Below are 18,225 nucleotides of genomic sequence, written 5' to 3'. Positions count from 1 at the left end.
CCTCACAGCACCCCAGAGACACCGCGCCGAGGATCGGCTGACACAGGACACCAACGCTCTGCGGCCCGAAAGAGATCAGATCCACTGAGACACGCGGGACCGATCAGCAGTCTCGCTGGAACTGATCCATGCAGTTCAGAGGCCATTTGGCCGGATCAGATCCACTGAGACCCCACAGCTGGCCCGTCTGAGGTCAATTCCCCGGGCGAGTGTCCGCCTTCCAGTTCCGCCTTGGCCGATCTTGGCGGATTTACCACCGTTTTCGGTGGTAAATCCGCCAAGATCTCGGCTGGGTGGGGCGTTTGCGCGTGGGATTGACCGCGAATGATCAGGCAGCCGAGAACAAGACTCTTTTCCGGTGGTAAATCTGCCAAGATTGGTCAGGATGAAGGCGAGTAACGGACATTCATGTGGGGAATTTACCGAGCTCGGGTCGGCGGCCTAGAAGATGGCTTTTGCGGTGGCAGATTTGCCTAGATCTCAGCTGGAAGGTGCTCGAACGAGGGATTGGTGCTGAGCGAGCCGGAAGCCAAGAATGCCGCTTTTTCGGTGGACTCGACTCTCGCCGTTGGTTGATCTAAGCGGTGGCCTGGTTCAAGGCCGGAAACCGTTCGGGTGGGGAACGCGGTGCGCGCCGACGCCGGGACCGCGAATAACGGCGGGGTGGGGCGCGCCGATCCAGGCCGGAAAGCAGTGCTGGAGCAGATGGCGGTGGTGGGCTGGGGAGTAGGGCCGGGGCGGGAGACGGTGGTGGGTTGGGGAACGACGGTGGGTGGGGCGGAGCGGAGCGACGAGGACGGGGGCGGAAACAGTGCTGTGATTGACTAGCCGGATGACAGCCGGGCCGACCGCGGCCACCCGACCGCACAACCGTAAGCAGCTCATCGTCGAGGCGGCCGGCCAGGTGTTCAGCGAGCGCGGCTATCACGCCGCCTCGATGGAGGAGATCGCCACCGCGGTGGGGATCAGTGCCGCCGCGCTGTACCGGCATTTTCCGAACAAGTACGCCCTGTTCGCCGGCTGTGCCGAGGTGATGGTGGACCGGCTGGTGGCCGCGCTGGACGAGACCCCGGAGGACGCGGCTCTGGCCGACGTGCTGGCGGCGCTGACCCGGGTGACGGTGGCGCACCGGGCGTCGGGTGGCCTGTACCGGTGGGAGGCCCGCTATCTGGAGCGTGCCGACCGGCGGCTGTTGCGGGCCAAGTTCGAGCAGGTGGTGGCCCGGGTCGCGGCGCGGGTGCCGGCTCCGGCGGAGCGGTTGCGGGCGGTGGCGGCGCTCGGCGCGATCGGTTCGGTGACCATGCATCACACGTCGATCGCCCAGCGCCGGATCGAGGAGTTGCTGCTGGCGTCGGCGTTGCGGGTGGCCGGCACCGATCCGGGGTCGGCGGCGGGCAGTGCGGGCCTGGTCGAGTTGCCGGCTCCGCCGGTGCCGCGGACCCGGCGGGCGGAGATTCTGGCGGCGGCGGTGCCGTTGTTCGCCCGGGACGGGTTCGCCAATGTCACGAACGGTCAGATCGCGCAGGCGGTGGGGCTGGCCCCGTCGGCGATCTACCGGCACTACCCGGGGAAGATCGACATTCTGGTGGCGGCGTGTCTGCAGGCGGCGGGTCTGCTGGCGCAGGCGGTGGATCGCAGCCTGTACGAGCGGTCCGATCCCCGGTCGGCGCTGATGTCGCTGACCGCGGCGTACGTCGCCTACAGTTTCGAGCACAACGCGCTGAACAGTGTGGCCGAGGCGGAGATCCGTGGGCTGCCGGCCGATCTGCGCCGCCCGCTGATCCTGGCGCAGCGGGAGTACATCGCGGTGTGGGAGCAGCAGTTGCGGTCGGCTCGCCCGGAGCTGGATCCGAGGCAGGCGCGGTTGCTCGTACACAGTGATTTCGGTGTGGTGGTGGAGGCCGGGCGGGCCTTGCGCTGGGAGGACACGCCCGGCCACCGCGACATCGTGACCGCTCTGGCGGCCGGTGCTCTGACCGTCTGAGCAACGTCGTGTGGTGTTCTCCGGCGCGATCCGCGCCGGAGAACACCACACGACCTCAGGTGCCGGCCCGGTTGCCGGTGGGGATGGTGATCGGGGTGTAGGTGGCCGACGTCCCGTTGTTGAGGAACAGCATGGCGAGGCCGCGGATGAACCGGTCGAACAGCGAGTAGGTGGTCGGGATGATCCCGGACGTGCCCTCGCGGAAGGCCACGTAGGCCGGCCAGCCCACTTCGATCACGCCGCGGGACACCAGGTCGCGCGGGAGTCTCAGCCAGTCGCCGACCTTGTCGCCGAGCAGGTAGCGGGCGAATTCCCGCTGGAAGCCGCGGGTGACGCCGAGGTCGATCTCGGAGGTCAGGTTGAGCAGGATGCTCGCCAGGTCGATGCCTTCGGGGGTGGGGGCGAGCAGCGGGTTGAGGGCGTACTGGGATTGCTCTCTAGCGGCCGCCCAGGTGGCCGGGATGAAGTCGTCACGGACGCCGAGCAGGTGCAGCGCGACCTGCCACATGTGCAGGAACGCCTCCTCTTCGGCGGCGGACATCCGGATGCCCCAGGACTTGAGTTTGCCGTGCACGAACGTGCCGAGGCTGTGGAAGGTGATCAGGATGTCGCCGTTGCTGATCGGGATGAAGTCCTGGTCGTCGGTGACGGCTCGCCAGTGTGACGACTGGGGGAGCAGATGGCGTACGGCGGCGTGGGTCAGTCGGGTCTTGTTGGACGTGGTGATGAAGTGGCCGCTGGGCTGGAAGGCGTCCAGGGCGCTCAGGTCGTAACCGTAGGTGAAGGTTTTGGCCGCGCGGGATTTCATCACCGCGCCGCCTTCGGACCAGTAGACGTTGCGGGCCTCGCGCGGGATGACCGTGCTCATGATGCCGCTGCCCAGGCCGTACAGCAGGAAGAGGTACAGGCTCATCCGCTTGTTGAACTGGGCGGCCCGGTTGAGTTTGGTCTGGTCGGCCCACGCGGGCAGGCGGTTGTACGTCTGGAGGTAGCTGGTGAGCGCGGCGGGCACTCCGGGGCCGGACGGCAGCGGGTCGCCGTTCTTCACCCACGTCTCGAAGGCGTTGTTGACGGCCGGGATCTGACCGTTCTGGAGCATCGAGACGAGCAGTGGGTCGGTGGCGTCGTCCCAGACCTTCCACGGGTCGGAGATGGTGTCGGTGCCGGCGATGGAGCCCGCCGACGACCAGGCCCACGCCTGCGAGGGTGCGGTGGCGCCCGCCAGCCCCAGCGCGGCGCCGAGGGTCAGAACGCTTCTCCTGCTGAGATTCTGCATTCGCTTACCTGCTTCCCGAGCGGCTCTCACCGGTGCTACGGAGGGGTTTTAAAGTTCATCGATGTGTGATTTCCCATTAACATAGCGATCGCGGGCGTGGTCGGCAAGGCATCGTTTCGATGACGTACGGGCGGCAACTCTAGTGATCTAGTTCACAGGGCAACTACCGTCCGCGCATGCGTACGAAATCGATCGCCGTAGTTGCCTTCGTGTTCTTCGCCGCCGCATGTGCCGGACCCGCCGAGACCGGCGCGGAGTACCCCGGCGAGAACATCACCTTCGTCGTGCCGTTCAGCGCCGGCGGACCGACCGACACCGTCACCCGGATGATCGCCGACCCGATGGCCGCGGCGCTCGGCGGCAAGATCGTCGTCCAGAACGTCGAGGGTGCCGGCGGTACGGTCGGCGCCGGCCAGGTCGCCAACGCCCAGCCCGACGGGTACACCGTGCTGATGCACCACATCGGCATGTCCACCGCGCCCGCCCTCTACAAGGAGCTGGGCTTCCAGCCGCTGGCGGACTTCGCCACCGTCGGGATGGTCACCGAGGTGCCGATGACGATCGTGGCAAGGCCCGACTTTCCGCCGGAAGGGCTGGCCGGCCTGACCGAATACGTCAAGGCCAACGCGGGCACCGTCACCCTCGCCAACGCCGGCATCGGCGCCGCCTCGCACCTCTGCGGACTGCTGTTCCAGGCCGCGGCCGGTGTGAAGCTGCAGGAGGTGCCGTACCAGGGGACCGGCCCGGCGCTCACCGATCTGGTCGGTGGACAGGTCGACTTCATGTGTGACCAGACGACCAACACGAGCGGGCAGATCACCGCGGGCAAGGTCAAGCCGTACGCGGTCACCACCCCGTCCCGGGTCGCCAGCCTGCCGGACGTGCCCACCACCACCGAGGCCGGCATGCCGCAACTGCAGGTCAGCGTCTGGCACGGCCTCTACGTCCCGGCCGGCACCCCACCGGAGGTGATCGAGAAGCTGTCCGCCGCCCTCACCACCGCCCTGGCCGACCCGGCCGTCGTCGAGCAGATGGCCGAGCTCGGCACCGCGCCGGTCGACGCCGCCGCCGCCACCCCGGCCGCCCACCGCGCCCACCTCGAGGAACAGATCACCACCTGGGCCAAGGTCATCGCCGACGCCGGCGTCAGGGCCTCCTAGATGCGGCGGGCGGATGTGCTGTCCGGAGGGATCTTCGTCCTGATCGGAGGCCTGTTCGTGGTGGGGTCACTGGGCTACGACCGGGGGACCCCGCTGCGCATGGGTCCCGGTTACTTCCCACTGCTCGCCGGTACGATCGTCGCCGCCCTCGGCCTGGCCATCGCCGGGAAGGGCCTGTTCGCCGGATCCGGGGCACCGTTCGAGCGGGTGCCCTGGCGGGCCGCCGGCCTGATCACCGCGGCCGTGCTGTTCTTCGGGTTCTTCGTGCGCCGCCTCGGCTTCGTGCCCACCGCGCTGGTGACCGCCCTGCTCACCGCGTTCGCCAGCAGCCGGGTGCGGCCGCTGACCGCGGTGGCCGTGGCGGCCGGGCTGACCCTGGCCGCCACACTCATCTTCCTCTACGGCCTCCAGGTCCGGCTCCCGCTGTGGGGCTGGTGATGGATCTCCTCAGCAACCTGCAGCTGGGGTTCTCCACCGCCCTGCTGGCCCAGAACGTGCTCTGGTGCTTCGCCGGCGTGCTGCTCGGCACCGCGGTCGGGGTGCTGCCCGGCATCGGCCCGACCGCCACCGTCGCGATGCTGTTGCCGATCACCTTCAACTTCGAGCCGGTCACCGCGCTGATCATGCTGGCCGGCATCTACTACGGCGCCCAGTACGGCGGCTCCACCACCGCCATCCTGATCAACCTGCCGGGTGAGTCGTCGTCGGCGGTCACCGCCCTGGACGGCCATCCGATGGCCCGCCAGGGCCGGGCCGGCCCGGCCCTGGCCGCCGCCGCGGTCGGATCGTTCTTCGCCGGCACCGTCGCCACCGTCATCCTGGCCGTGGCCGCCCCGCCGCTGGCGGGTGTGGCGCTGCGGTTCGGCCCGGCCGACTACTTCGCGCTCGTGCTGTTCGGGCTGATCGTGTCGATCGCACTGGCCCGCGGATCGACGCTGAAAGCACTGGCGATGATCGCCCTGGGCGTGCTGCTCGGCACCGTCGGCCAGGACATCTACACCGGCACCCCGCGCTTCACCCTCGGCCAGCGGGAACTCTTCGGCGGCATCGACTTCGTGTCGGTGGCCGTCGGCATGTTCGGCATCGCCGAGATCCTGCGCAACCTGGAGAACGAACGCGACCGCCCGGCCCTGCTCGGCACGGTGGCGAACCTCTGGCCGACGGCCGAGGACCGGCGCCGGATCACCGGCCCGATCCTGCGCGGCACCGGGCTCGGCGCGGCGCTCGGCGTCCTGCCCGGCGGTGGTCACGTGCTGGCGTCGTTCACCTCGTACGCGGTCGAGAAACGGATCTCCCGGCGGCGCGAGCAGTTCGGCGACGGCGCGATCGAGGGGGTGGCCGGCCCGGAGTCGGCCAACAACGCGGCCGCGCAGACCTCGTTCATCCCGCTGCTCACCCTGGGACTGCCGGCGCACCCGGTGATGGCGTTGATGGTCGGCGCGTTCATCGTGCACGGCATCACCCCGGGACCGAATGTGGTCACCGAGGAACCGGCCCTGTTCTGGGGCCTGATCGCGTCCATGTGGATCGGCAACGTGTTGCTCGTACTGCTGAATCTGCCGTTGATCGGCATCTGGGTCCGGCTGTTGCGCATCCCCTACCAGGTGCTGTTCCCGATGATCGTGCTGTTCGCGGTGATCGGCACGTTCTCGCTCAGCGCCAACCCGTACGACGTGTACGCGATCGCCTTCTTCGGCCTCCTCGGCTACGTGCTGATCAAATGCGGATGCGAGCCGGCGCCGCTGCTGCTCGGCTTCGTGCTCGGCCCGCTGCTGGAGGAGAACCTGCGCCGGGCGCTGATCATCTCCCGCGGTGACCCGGCGGTCTTCCTGACCCGGCCGATCTCCGCGGCCCTGCTCGCACTGACCGTGCTCATCCTGGTCCTGGCGGTCCTGCCGACGATCCGCAAGCGGCGCGAGGAGGTCTTCACCGACGACGACTGATTTTCCTCAACCGGCCCGCCACCGTGCCGACATTCCCGCCAAGACGAGCGGCGACCCCCGCCGCCCGCCGGAGGGAGCAGAGTGTTCGGCGCCAGGAAACGAGAGTCGGATCAGCTCAACGAGCAGCTGACCGAAGCCCGGGAAGACGTCGAGGCCGTCACCGCGATCGTGCGGGCCATGGAGACGTGCAAGTCCCCTGAAGAAGCCATCGGCACCGCGCTGGCGCTGGTGCGGGAACGGTTCCACTGGGCCTACGGCTCCTACTGGCAGCTCGACGCACCCGCCAAACTGCTCCGCTTCGCCCAGGAGAGCGGCACCGTCACCGACCAGTTCCGCAAGGTCACCCTGGAGGCCGCGTTCGCCGAAGGGGTGGGCCTGTCCGGTCGCGCCTGGCGTTCGCGCGACCTGGTCTTCGTCAAAAACCTGGCAGACCTCACCGATTGTGTACGCGCCCCGGCAGCCCTGAACGCGGGCGTCAAGAGCGGCATCTGCTTCCCGATCGTGGAGAAGAACACCGTCGTCGGGACGATGGACTTCTTCTCCACCGAGGAACTCGCCCTGACCGACAGCCGCCTCGGCGTGCTCCGTGCCGTCGGCGTGCTGGTCTCCGCCGCCCTGGTCCGCCTGCACGAGGCCGTCCAGCAGGAGAAGAACGCCCAGGACGTGGAAGCCGTCTCCACGGTGATCCGGCAGATGACCGAGGCCACCAGCCGGGATGAGGCGCTGCGCTCCGCGCTGGAGACCATCCGCGCCGACTTCGACTGGCAGTACGGCTCGTTCTGGTCCCTGGACGAGGAGGAGAACGTGCTCCGCTTCGCCCTGGAGTCCGGGGACGCCGGCGCCGAGTTCCGCCGCGTCACGATGTCCGCCTCGTTCGCCAAAGGTGTCGGCCTGTCCGGTCGCACCTGGGCGCGCGGCGACCTGGTGTTCGTCGAAGACCTCGGCGAACTGACCGATTGTGTACGCCGGCCCGCGGCTCAGGCCGCCGGGGTTAAATCCGGCGTCTGCCTGCCGATCAGAGTGGGAGGGCAGATCGTCGGGACGATGGACTTCTTCGCCACCCGGACGCTGATCATGTACCCCGGACGGGAGGCGGCCTTGCGCAACACGGCGTTCCTGGTCGGTCAGGCCCTCGAACGGTTCACCGCGGCCGCCCAGCTCAACACGGCCGGCCGTACCCTCCTCGAATCCATCGGTGAGGTGGAACGCAACGTCGCCGACGCGTCAGCCGTCGCCCAGACCGGCGAACGGCTCACCGTCGAGGCCAACGAGCAGGTGGCCGCCCTCGGCCAGGCCAGCGCCGAGATCAACCAGGTGGTCAAGACGATCCAGCAGATCGCCGCGCAGACCAACCTGCTCGCCCTCAACGCCACCATCGAGGCGGCCCGCGCGGGCGAGTCGGGCAAGGGCTTCGCCGTGGTCGCCGGCGAGGTCAAGGAGCTGTCCGGGGAGACCGAGCGGGCCACCGCCGAGGTCAGCGAACGGGTCAGCACCATCCAGGCGCGCGTCGACGCGGTCGTCGGCTCCCTGGCTCAGATCCACACCGCCGTCGAGAAGATCAACGAAACCCAGGGCCTCATCAACGAGGTCCTCAAGGAGCAGGTCGCCGTCACCGGCGCCATCCTCAACTGATCGGGAGAGACATGTCGAACGTCATTGGTACCGCCACCGGCACGCACTGGGCGGCCCTCCGGGAGGGCAACGCCCGGTACGTGGCCGGGCTGAGCACCGCCGACGTACGCCGTGGCGCCGACCGGCGGGCCGAACTGGTCGGCGCGCAGGCGCCCTCGGCCCTGGTGTTCGGCTGCGCCGACTCCCGGGTGCCGGTGGAGATCCTCTTCGACCAGGGGCTCGGCGACCTGTTCGTGGTCCGGACCGCCGGGCACGTCTTCGACGTGTCGGTGCTCGGCTCCATCGAATACGCGGTCGAGGTCCTCGGCGTCCCGCTGATCGTGATCCTCGGCCACGACGGCTGCGGCGCGGTGGCCGCCGCCACCACCATGGTCGACGAGGGCAAGGTGCCGCCCGGCTGCATCCGCGACGTCGCCGAGCACATCGCGCCGGACATCGTGCGGGCCCGGATCGCCGGCGCGGAGACGTTCGAGGAGACGGTGGAGCAGCACGCCCGGTTCACCGCGGAACAGCTTCTGGACCGCTCCGCCCTGATCGACCGGGCGGTCACGGCCGGCCGGGTGAACGTGGTGCCCACCTGGTACTCCCTCGCCTCCGGCCAGGTGGTCGAGGCCCAGCCGCTGCGCAAACTGCAGCCCGCCTGACCCGCACTCCTCCCACACCGGCCCGGCGTCCTTCGCCGGGCCGGTGTTTTCACGTCGCGGCCCGTCTCCATGACGTTTCCGCGGGTGATCGGCCTGACTGAAGTGGCCGTCAGGGTCCGCGCCGGGCCGCGAACCGGCCTCCGCCTCCGCGACGTCGGCCGGGCGCGGACCGGTTCGGTGACGGCGACATCCCGGATCTGTGCCATCAGTGAGGACCGTCGCGGCGGTACGGACCCGTCCCAGCGTAGAAATTGCTCGGCGCACGCCCTACAGTGTGCGAACCGAGCAACCTAGGAGGGTGCAGTGGCGGAGCTGCCACCAGAGCAACCTGATCCGGCTGAGACGGGGCGATCCGCCGTGCCGGACCCGACTACCGCACCGAAACCGACCACCGCACCGAAACCGACCACCGCACCGGAGTCGACCACCGCACCGGACCCGACCATCGTGCCGAAGCCGGCCGCCGCGGCGCCCGTATCGGCGCCGCAGCTGTTGGTCATGCCGCCGACCGACGCCATTCCGTCGATGGTCTGGCCCGGGGCCGACGGCGAGCCGGCCTGGGCGATTCCGGTCAGCATTCCACCGGGGACGCGAGGTTACGCACTGTTCGTGCCGATGCTTCCGGTCCAAGAGGTCCCGGCTCAGCGGTCAGCGGCCGCTCCGGCGGACAGCGGGACCGTGACCGGGAGTGACGCGAGCCGAGCGGTGGCGCCCGGGCACACGAGCCGGCCCGGATCCGAGAGTGGCGCGGGTGGATCCGCGCCGGAAACGGGGACTCTCGGGTCCGGCCCGGCCGTGAGCACGGGCGGCCCGGCACCGGCTTCGAGTGCGGGTGTCACCGGGACGGCCGCGGGTGCGGGTGTCGCTGGGACGGCCGCGGGTGCGGGTGTCGCCGGGACTGCTGCGGGCGCGGGTGCGGGTGGATCAGAATCGGTCACGGGCGTGGACCGGACCGGATCGAAGAAGGGCGCGGGCGAGACCGGGAAGGACGCGTCTGCGGCGAGGGCTGATGACCGAGCGGCCCAGCCGATGGCACAGGCGTCATCGTCACCGGTGGACCCGGCAGCCGTGGTGGCGAAGTCCGCGACCGGATCCCCGGCGGCGCGACAGGGGGCCGGGCACGGAACTGCGCCGGGCCAGGCCGGACAGCCGGGCCAGGCCGGGCAGCCGGGTCAGGCCGGGCAGCCGGGTCAGGCCGGGCAGCCGGGTCAGGCCGGGCAGCCGGGTCAGGCCGGGCAGCCGGGTCAGGCCGGACAGCCGGGTCAGGCCGGGCAGCCGCACCAGCAGGGCGCGGATCCGCGATATCAGCATGGGGCGCCGTATGCGATGCGGCCGTTCGGCGCCTATGAGCCGCCGCCGACCGCGTGGCAGAAGTTCCGGGAGAAGCACTGGGGCGGGCCGAAGGCGGCGCAGGGCTGGGCCGTTCCGGCCGCCGTACTGGCAAGCGGTCTCGGTTTTCTGCTCTTTCTGCCGCTGGACCGGGTCGGTGTCGGCTGGTTCCTGGCATGGCTGACGCTGACGCTGAGTGTGGCGTTCGCGGTGCGCACCTCGAAGGATCTGCCCCGGCCGGAGCGGCTCTACCGCGGTGGCTGGGCGGTGGCCGCGCTGGCTCTGATGCTCGTTCCGGCGTTCCGGAACGCCTGGTGGCTGGTGACGTTCAGTGTGCTCGGCGCGATCGGCTGCACCGCTCTGGCGATCGTCGGCGGCCGGCAGGTCCGGTCGATCCTTTTCAGTCTGATCGCCGCACCGTACGCGTCGCTGAAGGGCATCCCGTGGGTGCGTAACCACCTGCGGACCAGCCGCAATCCGGGCATGGCCGGCCGGGTTCTCTTCTCGGCCGGGCTCACCGTCGTGGTGCTGCTCGTCTTCGGCGCGCTGCTGTCGTCGGCGGACGTCGCCTTCTCCACCCTGCTCGACACGGTGGTGCCGGACTTCAACGGCGGTTCGGTCTTCCAGTGGGTCTTCCTCGCGGTGGCCGGTGCGCTGCTCGCGGTGTCCGGCGTCTACACCCTGTCGGCGCCGCCGAAGACGTCCGGCATGGACACCGAGGGGGAGGGCAGATTCGGTCTGCTGGAGTGGGCGCCGGCCTGTGCCGCCCTGGTGGTTCTGTTCGCCGGGTTCGTGGCCGTGCAGTTCACCGTGTTGTTCGGTGGGAGCACGCACGTACTGGAAACGGCGGGGTTGAGCTATTCGCAGTACGCCCGCAGCGGCTTCTGGCAGCTGGTGGCGGTCACGCTGCTGTCACTGGTGCTGCTGGCCGCGCTGTCCCGCTGGGCGAAACGCGACACCGGCACCGAACGGGTCATGCTGCGGGTCCTGCTCGGCCTGATCTGCGCGCTGAGCGTGGTGATCGTGGCGTCCGCGCTGTCGCGCATGTGGGAGTACCAGCGGGTGTACAGCTTCACCGGCGAACGGATCTTCGTGATGGCGTCGGAGATGCTGCTCGGCGTCGTGTTCGTGCTGATCGCGGTGGCCGGCGTCAAGTGGCGGGGCCGCTGGATCCCGTCGACCACGGTCGGTCTGGCGGTGGTGATGCTTCTCGGTCTGGCGGTCCTGGACCCGGAGGGTTACGTGGCCCGGAGCAACGCCAAACGGTACGCGGACACCGGCCGGATCGACGCGTGGTATCTGCGGGCGCTGTCCGCGGACGCCACCCCGGCCCTGGCCACCCTGCCCGACCCGGTCCGGCGTTGCACACTGAGCTGGATCGCCGACGATCTGCGGGGCGACGATCCGTGGTACGCGTGGAACCTCGGCCGGGAACGGGCCCGTGACGCGCTCGCCGAGTTGGGCCCGGGTGCGATCGGCAACCACAAGGACTGCCGATCGGCCGATCAGTACGACCTGCCCAAGACGCGTCGTTGACAGTCCGGTGCTCCGGATCGCGCCCGCGGTCCGGAGCACCCCGCGCTCAGTTCCTCGTCATGTCTCCGGTGCCGGGGACGCCGTCGGCCAGCCCGTACTTCAGGATCACCGCGCCGCTTCCACCGGCGGCCGGGGGCTCCAGCAGGGTCAGGTTCGAGGGCACCTGACCGCCGTCGAACACCTTCTTCCCGGCACCGAGTAGGATCGGGTAGACCCACAGGGTGAGCCGGTCGAACAGCTTCTCGCGCAGCAGGGTCTGCACCAGGTCCAGGCTGCCGATCACGTGCGTGTTCTCATGCTTGGACCGGATTTCGAGTACGTCCGTCACCAGCGACGATCCGGTCCAGTGCAGATCGGGGTTGCCGCGGGACGCCACGTATTTCGGCACCCGGTTGAAGAGCCGGCCGATCGTGTCGTCCTGATGCGGCCAGTAGGCGGCGAAGATGTCGTACGTCTTCCGGCCCAGCAGGAGCGCGTCCAGCCCGTCCATCCCGGCCAGCACGGACCCGCCGACCGCCTCGTCCATCAGCGGCGCCTGCCAGCCCCCGAACGCGAAACCGCCCTCCGGGTCCTCATCCGGCGCGCCCGGCGACTGCGCGACCAGGTCGAGCGTGGTGAAAAGATCGATGTGAATCAGTCCCATGATGTCCTCCGCGATGTCGGCGTCACTGTCTAGGACCAGCACTGTCCAGGACCAGCACTGTCCAGGACCGGCGCCGAGCCGGGAACTCATCGCCCGGCTCAGGCGAGGGGCAGCAGGGGGATGTGGTCGTCGCGGCGGCATTCGGCCAGTAGGCGCCGTAGCCGGGTGTCGCCGTCCGGGTCGGCCCGGCCCTCCTGCCGGGCGAAATACCGCACCAGGAAGTCCGCCACGATCGATCCCCTGATCAGGCCGGGTTCGGGACTCACCGCCGGGCTCGCCGAGACCACCAGGAGCAGCAGATCGGACAGCCGGCCGGCGCCGGGTGAGAGTTCGGGCATCAGATAGCCGATCGGCAACCGCCGGGCCCCGAACCCGGCGTAGAGCCGCAACCGGGCGTGATCGTCCCCGAAATCGGAGGCGTCCCCGAGATCGGCGGGGGTGGCGGCCCGCGGATCACCGGCCTCGGCGAAGACCACCAGCGGATCGAGTTCGGCCCGCCACCGGGGCGTCGCGCCGGCCACCAGCATCCGCCCCACGCCCTGCCCGCGCAGATCGGGCCGGACCGCGAAATAGCAGAGCAGCGCGGCCCGCACGTCCGCGAACCACTCCAGGAAGAGCGCGCCCACCGGCTCCCCGTCCGGCGTCACCGCGACCGCCCCGCGCAGCTCCCCGGCGTCCAGCACACGCGTCAACCTGTCGAACGGCTCCCGCTCACCGGCCACGAAACTGGGCTCGATCACCGTTTCGTACAGCGTACGCAATAGGTCGGTGTCTGGTTTTCCGTCCAGGAACCGAACCGAGAGTTCCCCCATGACCGCAGGACTCTACAGTGGACGACGGCTCCGGTGGTCCTCCCACAGTGCTTCCAGACGCTCCGCCGGCATCGGCCGCCCGAGCAGTGGGCCCTGCCCGATCCGGCAGCCCGACGACCGTACGGCGTCGATGTCGCTCTGATCCCGCAGGTCCAGGGCGATCACCTCCATCCCCAGGCGCTGCCCGAGGGAGACCGTCACGTCCATCACCGAACTGTGGCCGTACACCTCCCGTCCCACTTTCAGCAGGTCGATGGGGAGGATCCGGAGCCGGCTGAGCGAGATCGGCCCGGTGCCGAAGTCGTCGACCGCGGTCCGCACCCCGAGGGCGCGCAACTGCCCGAGGCAGGCGGCCAGGTCGTCGATGGCCGGCTGGGCGTCGAGCAGGTGCTGTTCGGCGATCTCGACGGTGAGCACCGGGTACGGCAGCCCGTTGCCCTCCAGCACGGTCTGCACACACACCTGGAAGGCCGGGTCGAGGAGTTCCCGGGGGCGCACGTCGACGGACAGCCGGAGGTCGCCGTACTGCCGCCGCCAGCCGGCCAGCAGCGGCCCGGACCGGCGCAGCACCGACTCGGTGAGCCGGGTGAGCAGCCCCAGATCCTCGGCGAGCGGCCGCAACTCGGCGGCCTCCACCGGGCCGAGGGTGCGGTGCCGCCACACCGGGACCACCTCCACTCCGGCCGGGCCGCGGTCGGTGAGCTCGACGATCGGCTGGAACAGCAGGTCGATCTCACCGCGGGCGAGCGCGCCGGGCAGGTCCTGCTCCAGGGTGGACCGGCGCAGCAGCCGCTGTTCCATCTCGGCGGCGTACCACTCGACCGCGCCGGTCGGCCCGGACCGCACCGACCGCAGGGCGAGGGTGGCCCGGCGGATCACCTCGTCCACCAGGTCGGTGCCGGTGCGGTCGGCGAGGCCGGCCCACGCGGACAGGTGCGCCACCACCCCGGCCGCCGGGTACGGCGCGGACAGCGCGTTGACCACCTGCCCGGCCAGCAGTTGCGCCCGGATCGCCCCGCGCCCGGTGAGCACCACGAACCGGGTCTCGCCGAGCCGGGCGGTGATGTCCGGGCCGGTGACCTGGACCCGCAGCCGCCGGGCCGCCTCCACCAGCACGATCTCGGCGACGTCCGGCCCGTGCACGTCACCGATCGCGGTGAGCCCGTCCAGCTCGACGACGAGGACGGCGCCGGCGCCCGGGGTCAGCTCGGCGGCCCGCAGCAGCCCGTCCCGGTTGGCCAGGCCGGTCTGCCGGTCCAGGTGGGCGGATTCGCGCAGGGTCTGTTCCAGATCACGGACACCTGTCACATCCCGTACGTGCACCACCAGGTTGGCGCCCGGCTCGGCGGGGTCGGCCCCGCTCGTACTCCATTCGGTCTCCCGCCACCGGCCGAATCCGTCGCGGAGCCGGACCGCGAGGCCGTCCGCCGTACCACCGCCGGTGATCTGCTCGGTGAGGAATCGGTGCACCGCGTCGACATGGTCGCGGTGCACCAGCGCGCACACGCTGCGGCCGAGGACCTCCTGGTCGGAGAGGCCGAACTGGCGGGCCACCGCGGGCGACTGCCAGCGCACGGCCAGGGTGGAGTCGAGGACCATCGCCACGTCGGTGGTGCCGAACATCAGCCCGCGCAGCCGGTTGCCCTGGGTGATCAGGTGCTGGGCCTGCCGGCGCAGGGTGACCGCTGACGCCCACTCCCGGCCGACCACGGCGATCACCGCGGTGGCGCCGAGCGCGATGGTGGTCGCGTCCATCGCGCCACCGTTCATCAGGTGGTAGACGGCGACCAGGGCGGCGCCCGCGCTCAGCACGGTGAGCAGGGGGAAGCTGGCGGCCGACTCGCTGCCCGGCGGTGGCACCGCGCCGGTGTCCGGGGCGAGCCGGACCGACCCGTACCAGAGCAGCACCGCGGCCACGTTGATCGCCGCGGCGGCGACGAGTGTGGCGATGTCGGCGTTCGGGTGACCGGGATGGTCCAGGCCGACGACGATGGCGGTCGACGAGATCAGGGACAGTGCGGCGGCCGGGCCGCACCAGCGCAGCGCGCCCCGGTGCCGGACGGCGTGCAGGCCGATCACCGCGACCGCGGCGGCCGCGCCACCCCCGAAGATCAGCGCGGTGATCGACGCGCCCCGGCGTTCACCACCGCCGCTGAACATCAGCAGCCAGCAGGGGAACATCAGGCAGGCGGTGACGCCGAGGATGTCCAGCCCGACCCGCAGCCGGCTCAGCACGTCGCGGGGCTGCCGGGGGCGCAGCACCGCCGGCAGGTAGAGCAGCGCCACCAGGAAGATGGTGACCAGCGGGATCTCGGCGGGCAGCGGCACCCCACCGCCGACCAGCACGTCCGGCGCCAGCCAGGAGGCGAGCCCGCTGCCGGCCCCGGCCAGCGCGGTGAGCAGGACCCCGGCGGCCAGCGCCGCGGCCCGGGTGCGCGGTCCGGCCACCCGGCCGGTCGCCGCGGCCCGGATCATCACCGCCGCGGTGCCGGCCGAGCAGGCGGTCAGCAGCCCGGCGCCGACGGCCGGCGGGAGCAGGATCAGCGCGGTGATCAGCGCCGCCCCGCCGAGGACGGCGGGCACGGCGACGAGGACGGAACGGGCCTGGCCTGACATCTATGCGTCCGTTCGGAGATACCGACTCGCCAACGACTGACGGACCGCACCGGTTACGGGTCTTATCCCGCCATCTCCGTGAACGCGGGCAGATAGCCGTTGGCGTATCCGCTGTTGTTGGGATGGTACGAGTTCTGCGCCGGGATGAGGGTCACACCGTTGAGGTACGGCTGTGGTGAGCAGATCTCGTGCCCGGCGAAGTCGTCACGCACCTCCGAATAGACGAATCCGGCCGCCTCGGCCCGTTCCTGGATCTTCTCGTCCAGCACCCGGGCGCCGTCGTTGATCGCCTGCCGTTTGGCGGCGCTGAGCGCGCAGCCGGGGGCGGGGGAGGCGTACATCAGCGGGTACGACAGGACCACGACCCGTGCGCCCGGCGCCTTGGCCCGGATCGCGGCGTAGGTGGCGTCCAGTCTGCCGGGCAGGGTGTTCGCCACGTAGGCCTTGGCCTGGTTCACCCGGGCCGCGCAGTTGGCGTCGCTGGTGGTCCAGCAGGTGAGCAGGGTGCTGGTGAAGCCGGCGTCGTTGCCACCGATGGTGATGCTGATCAGGTCGGTGCCGCTGTTCAGCGCCGGGATCTGGGTGTTGCGGACGTCGTCGGTGGTGGCCCCGCTGCAGGCCAGGAACTGGAAGGTGGCCGGGTTGTGGGCGGCCGCCCAGAGCGGGCCGTAGCTGCGGTTGCTGCGCAGGCAGGAGCCGGACTGCCCGGTGGCCCCCACCCCGGAGGAGTAGGAGTCGCCGAGGGCGGCGTAGTCGACGGGGGCGGCGGCCCGTGCGGGGGTGGCGAGGCCGATGCCGAGCAGGGAGGTGGCGAGGAGGACGGCGGCGCGTTTCATGCCCGAAGTAGAAACCGCCGGGGTGAGAAAAAGAAGAATATGAATTTATTGTTTCGCGGCCGGGCGGCCGGCTCGGCGAAACCGTCCAGGGCGACGGCGCCGACGATGGCGTCCCGGCCACGAGACTCAGCGATCGTGCCGATCGGCCAGCTCCCGCAGCCGCCGCACCTCGTCGACGATCGACTCGTCCGTCGGCTCCGTCAGCCGCAGCACCGATCCCAGCGTCTCCCGCAGGTCGTGCTCGCCGAACTGCCGCAGCAGCTCCCGCACCGCGTCGTCGACCTCGTCCCGGACATAACCGCGCAGCGCGATCGGGAAATCCGCCGCCCGCAGCGCCGCCTGCGCCGACGCGCGCTGTGACGGGCTCCCGGAGGCCAGGGCCTTGACGGCGCGATCCAGGACCGCGTCGACCTTTCTCATCTCGTACCCACGCAGTGCGGGGTTGAAGTCTTGCGGCATGACGTCACAGTAGCGATTCCGATCTATCCCCTGTAGACGTACAAGTGTTGATGTCGTCTTTGGGAAGAGGTTGTGACCTTGGTACGAATCACCGGAGCACTGACCGCCCTCCTGCTGGGGGCGGTCGCCGCGCCCGCACCCGCCTCCGCGGCCACCCGTGACTGCTTCGACACCGCGCTGCCGGTCACCGTGGAGGAGGCCCGGATCGCCGCCGAACAGGTGCCCGGCGCCCTGATCGAGGCCGGCGGATTCACCGGGCTGCCCGGCGGGCTGCGGGCCGCGCTCTGCTCCGCACCCACCCTGGCCGCCGCGGCCAGGAAGGCCGAAGCGGCCGGGGAGCGGTTGTGGACGACCGCCGTCGCCCGCGCGCAGGGCCGCATCCAGATGGGTGACATCGAACGGTACGACGACCGACCGCTCTACTGGACCCGGCTCACCGGCACCCGCGACATCCGGCAGTGGACGCCCCGTTTCCCGCTCTCCGGAACCCAGCGCGACAAGCTGGTCAAGACCTATGAGTACGCCGCCCGCGGCCTCACCTCCACCACCTTCCGCCCCGGTGTGACCCGGGTGCTGGTCAGCGGCTTCGACCCGTACCAGCTGGACGCCGAGATCCGCCGCTCCAATCCGTCCGGCGGCGCCGCCCTGCAACTCGACGGCGCGGTCTTCCGCAGTGCCGGCCGCACCGTGCAGGTGCAGGCGGTGGCACTGCCGGTCACCTGGGGCGGCTTCGACCGGGGCATCGTCGAGGACGCCTTCGGCCCGCACCTGACCCGCCGGTCCCCGCAGCGAGCCGACCTGATCATGACGATCAGCCAGGGCCTGCGCGGCGTGATGCACGTGGAGCGCTGGGCGGCCGGCTGGCGCGGCGGCGTCCCCGACAACAACAACGTGGGCACCCCCGAACAGGTGCCCCCGGCCGCCGGCTGGCCGCAGCCCACCCCCACCCCCGAGTGGATCGAGACGACCCTGCCGCACCAGGCGATGGTCGGCGCCGGCACCACCCCGTGGCCCACCCGCCTGAACCCGCAGCTGTGCGAATGGGCCGCCGGCGACCGCCCCACCGGCCGGGTGACATGCCACGACGGCGAACCCACCCCGGGCGGCCAGGCCTCCTCGGGCGGCGGCGGAAGCTACCTGTCGAACGAGAGCATGTACCGCTCGAACCGTCTCCGCGTGGCCCTCGGCGCCACCGACATCCCCGGAGGCCACCTGCACATCTCCGCCCTGCTGCCCTTCGCCGACCCGGAGGCCCTGCTCGACCCGGCCTTCACCACCGACCGCCAGGCCACCATCGACCAGACGATCCACTTGGTGAAGGCCGCCGGCGCCGCCGCCTGACAGCCCGCGTGGTG

15 protein-coding genes and 1 pseudogene are annotated in these 18,225 nt (G+C 70.6%); 9 read left to right on the top strand and 7 right to left on the bottom strand.

Annotated elements, in window-relative coordinates:
• Positions 1-832: 832 nt before the first annotated feature.
• On the top strand, positions 833-1,984 hold the full coding sequence (locus ACQ0O7_RS18470) for a TetR/AcrR family transcriptional regulator (RefSeq protein ID WP_430783352.1): 1,152 nt from the start codon (positions 833-835) through the stop codon (positions 1,982-1,984).
• 55 nt (positions 1,985-2,039) lie between these two features.
• On the opposite strand, the gene ACQ0O7_RS18465 is transcribed toward ACQ0O7_RS18470, so the two are convergent.
• Positions 2,040-3,260 carry an oxygenase MpaB family protein gene (locus tag ACQ0O7_RS18465; protein ID WP_430783351.1) on the bottom strand — a complete coding sequence of 407 codons (1,221 nt, stop codon included), beginning with the start codon at positions 3,258-3,260 and terminating at the stop codon, positions 2,040-2,042.
• 176 nt (positions 3,261-3,436) lie between these two features.
• On the opposite strand from ACQ0O7_RS18465, the gene ACQ0O7_RS18460 reads away from it, so the two are divergent.
• From ACQ0O7_RS18460 to ACQ0O7_RS18435, 6 genes and pseudogenes are all read left to right on the top strand, one after another.
• A complete protein-coding gene (locus ACQ0O7_RS18460; RefSeq protein WP_430783350.1) occupies positions 3,437-4,420 on the top strand; it encodes a tripartite tricarboxylate transporter substrate-binding protein in 984 nt (327 codons plus the stop codon).
• A complete protein-coding gene (locus ACQ0O7_RS18455; RefSeq protein WP_430783349.1) occupies positions 4,421-4,858 on the top strand; it encodes a tripartite tricarboxylate transporter TctB family protein in 438 nt (145 codons plus the stop codon).
• Positions 4,858-6,363, top strand: a complete 1,506-nt coding sequence (locus tag ACQ0O7_RS18450; protein ID WP_430783348.1) for a tripartite tricarboxylate transporter permease — start codon at positions 4,858-4,860, stop codon at positions 6,361-6,363. The genes ACQ0O7_RS18455 and ACQ0O7_RS18450 overlap by 1 nt, the downstream gene beginning before the upstream one ends.
• Before the next feature lie 177 nt (positions 6,364-6,540).
• Positions 6,541-7,488, top strand: a pseudogene (locus ACQ0O7_RS18445) (GAF domain-containing protein); the annotation flags it as partial.
• 75 nt (positions 7,489-7,563) lie between these two features.
• Complete coding sequence (locus tag ACQ0O7_RS18440; RefSeq protein ID WP_430783429.1) at positions 7,564-7,995, top strand: methyl-accepting chemotaxis protein; 432 nt, start codon at positions 7,564-7,566, stop codon at positions 7,993-7,995.
• Positions 7,996-8,006: 11 nt separating this feature from the next.
• Positions 8,007-8,639 carry a carbonic anhydrase gene (locus ACQ0O7_RS18435; protein WP_430783347.1) on the top strand — a complete coding sequence of 211 codons (633 nt, stop codon included), beginning with the start codon at positions 8,007-8,009 and terminating at the stop codon, positions 8,637-8,639.
• A gap of 1,047 nt (positions 8,640-9,686) precedes the next feature.
• Here ACQ0O7_RS18435 and ACQ0O7_RS18430 read toward each other — a convergent pair.
• Positions 9,687-9,950 carry a hypothetical protein gene (locus ACQ0O7_RS18430; protein WP_430783346.1) on the bottom strand — a complete coding sequence of 88 codons (264 nt, stop codon included), beginning with the start codon at positions 9,948-9,950 and terminating at the stop codon, positions 9,687-9,689.
• A 15-nt stretch (positions 9,951-9,965) separates the two neighbouring features.
• Here ACQ0O7_RS18430 and ACQ0O7_RS18425 point away from each other — a divergent pair, with 15 nt between their 5' ends.
• A complete protein-coding gene (locus ACQ0O7_RS18425) occupies positions 9,966-11,504 on the top strand; it encodes a DUF4153 domain-containing protein (protein ID WP_430783345.1) in 1,539 nt (512 codons plus the stop codon).
• Between the two features lie 46 nt (positions 11,505-11,550).
• Here ACQ0O7_RS18425 and ACQ0O7_RS18420 read toward each other — a convergent pair whose 3' ends face one another.
• From ACQ0O7_RS18420 to ACQ0O7_RS18400, 5 genes are all read right to left on the bottom strand, one after another.
• Complete coding sequence (locus tag ACQ0O7_RS18420) at positions 11,551-12,147, bottom strand: dihydrofolate reductase family protein (RefSeq protein WP_430783344.1); 597 nt, start codon at positions 12,145-12,147, stop codon at positions 11,551-11,553.
• Positions 12,148-12,245: 98 nt separating this feature from the next.
• The gene (locus tag ACQ0O7_RS18415; protein WP_430783343.1) at positions 12,246-12,887 is read right to left on the bottom strand and encodes a GNAT family N-acetyltransferase; all 642 of its coding nucleotides are present in this window, start codon (positions 12,885-12,887) and stop codon (positions 12,246-12,248) included.
• 84 nt (positions 12,888-12,971) lie between these two features.
• A complete protein-coding gene (locus ACQ0O7_RS18410; RefSeq protein WP_430783342.1) occupies positions 12,972-15,575 on the bottom strand; it encodes an EAL domain-containing protein in 2,604 nt (867 codons plus the stop codon).
• Positions 15,576-15,637: 62 nt separating this feature from the next.
• Complete coding sequence (locus ACQ0O7_RS18405; protein WP_430783341.1) at positions 15,638-16,411, bottom strand: SGNH/GDSL hydrolase family protein; 774 nt, start codon at positions 16,409-16,411, stop codon at positions 15,638-15,640.
• A 126-nt stretch (positions 16,412-16,537) separates the two neighbouring features.
• Entirely contained in the window at positions 16,538-16,870 is a 333-nt protein-coding gene (locus tag ACQ0O7_RS18400; protein WP_430783340.1) for a hypothetical protein, read from the bottom strand.
• A gap of 72 nt (positions 16,871-16,942) precedes the next feature.
• On the opposite strand from ACQ0O7_RS18400, the gene ACQ0O7_RS18395 reads away from it, so the two are divergent.
• On the top strand, positions 16,943-18,211 hold the full coding sequence (locus ACQ0O7_RS18395; protein ID WP_430783339.1) for a hypothetical protein: 1,269 nt from the start codon (positions 16,943-16,945) through the stop codon (positions 18,209-18,211).
• The last annotated feature ends 14 nt before the right edge of the window (positions 18,212-18,225 follow it).

This window comes from Actinoplanes sp. G11-F43, from assembly GCF_050589265.1.
Classification (GTDB): Bacteria; Actinomycetota; Actinomycetes; order Mycobacteriales; family Micromonosporaceae; genus Actinoplanes.
This window is presented reverse-complemented; position numbering and strand designations above follow the sequence as displayed.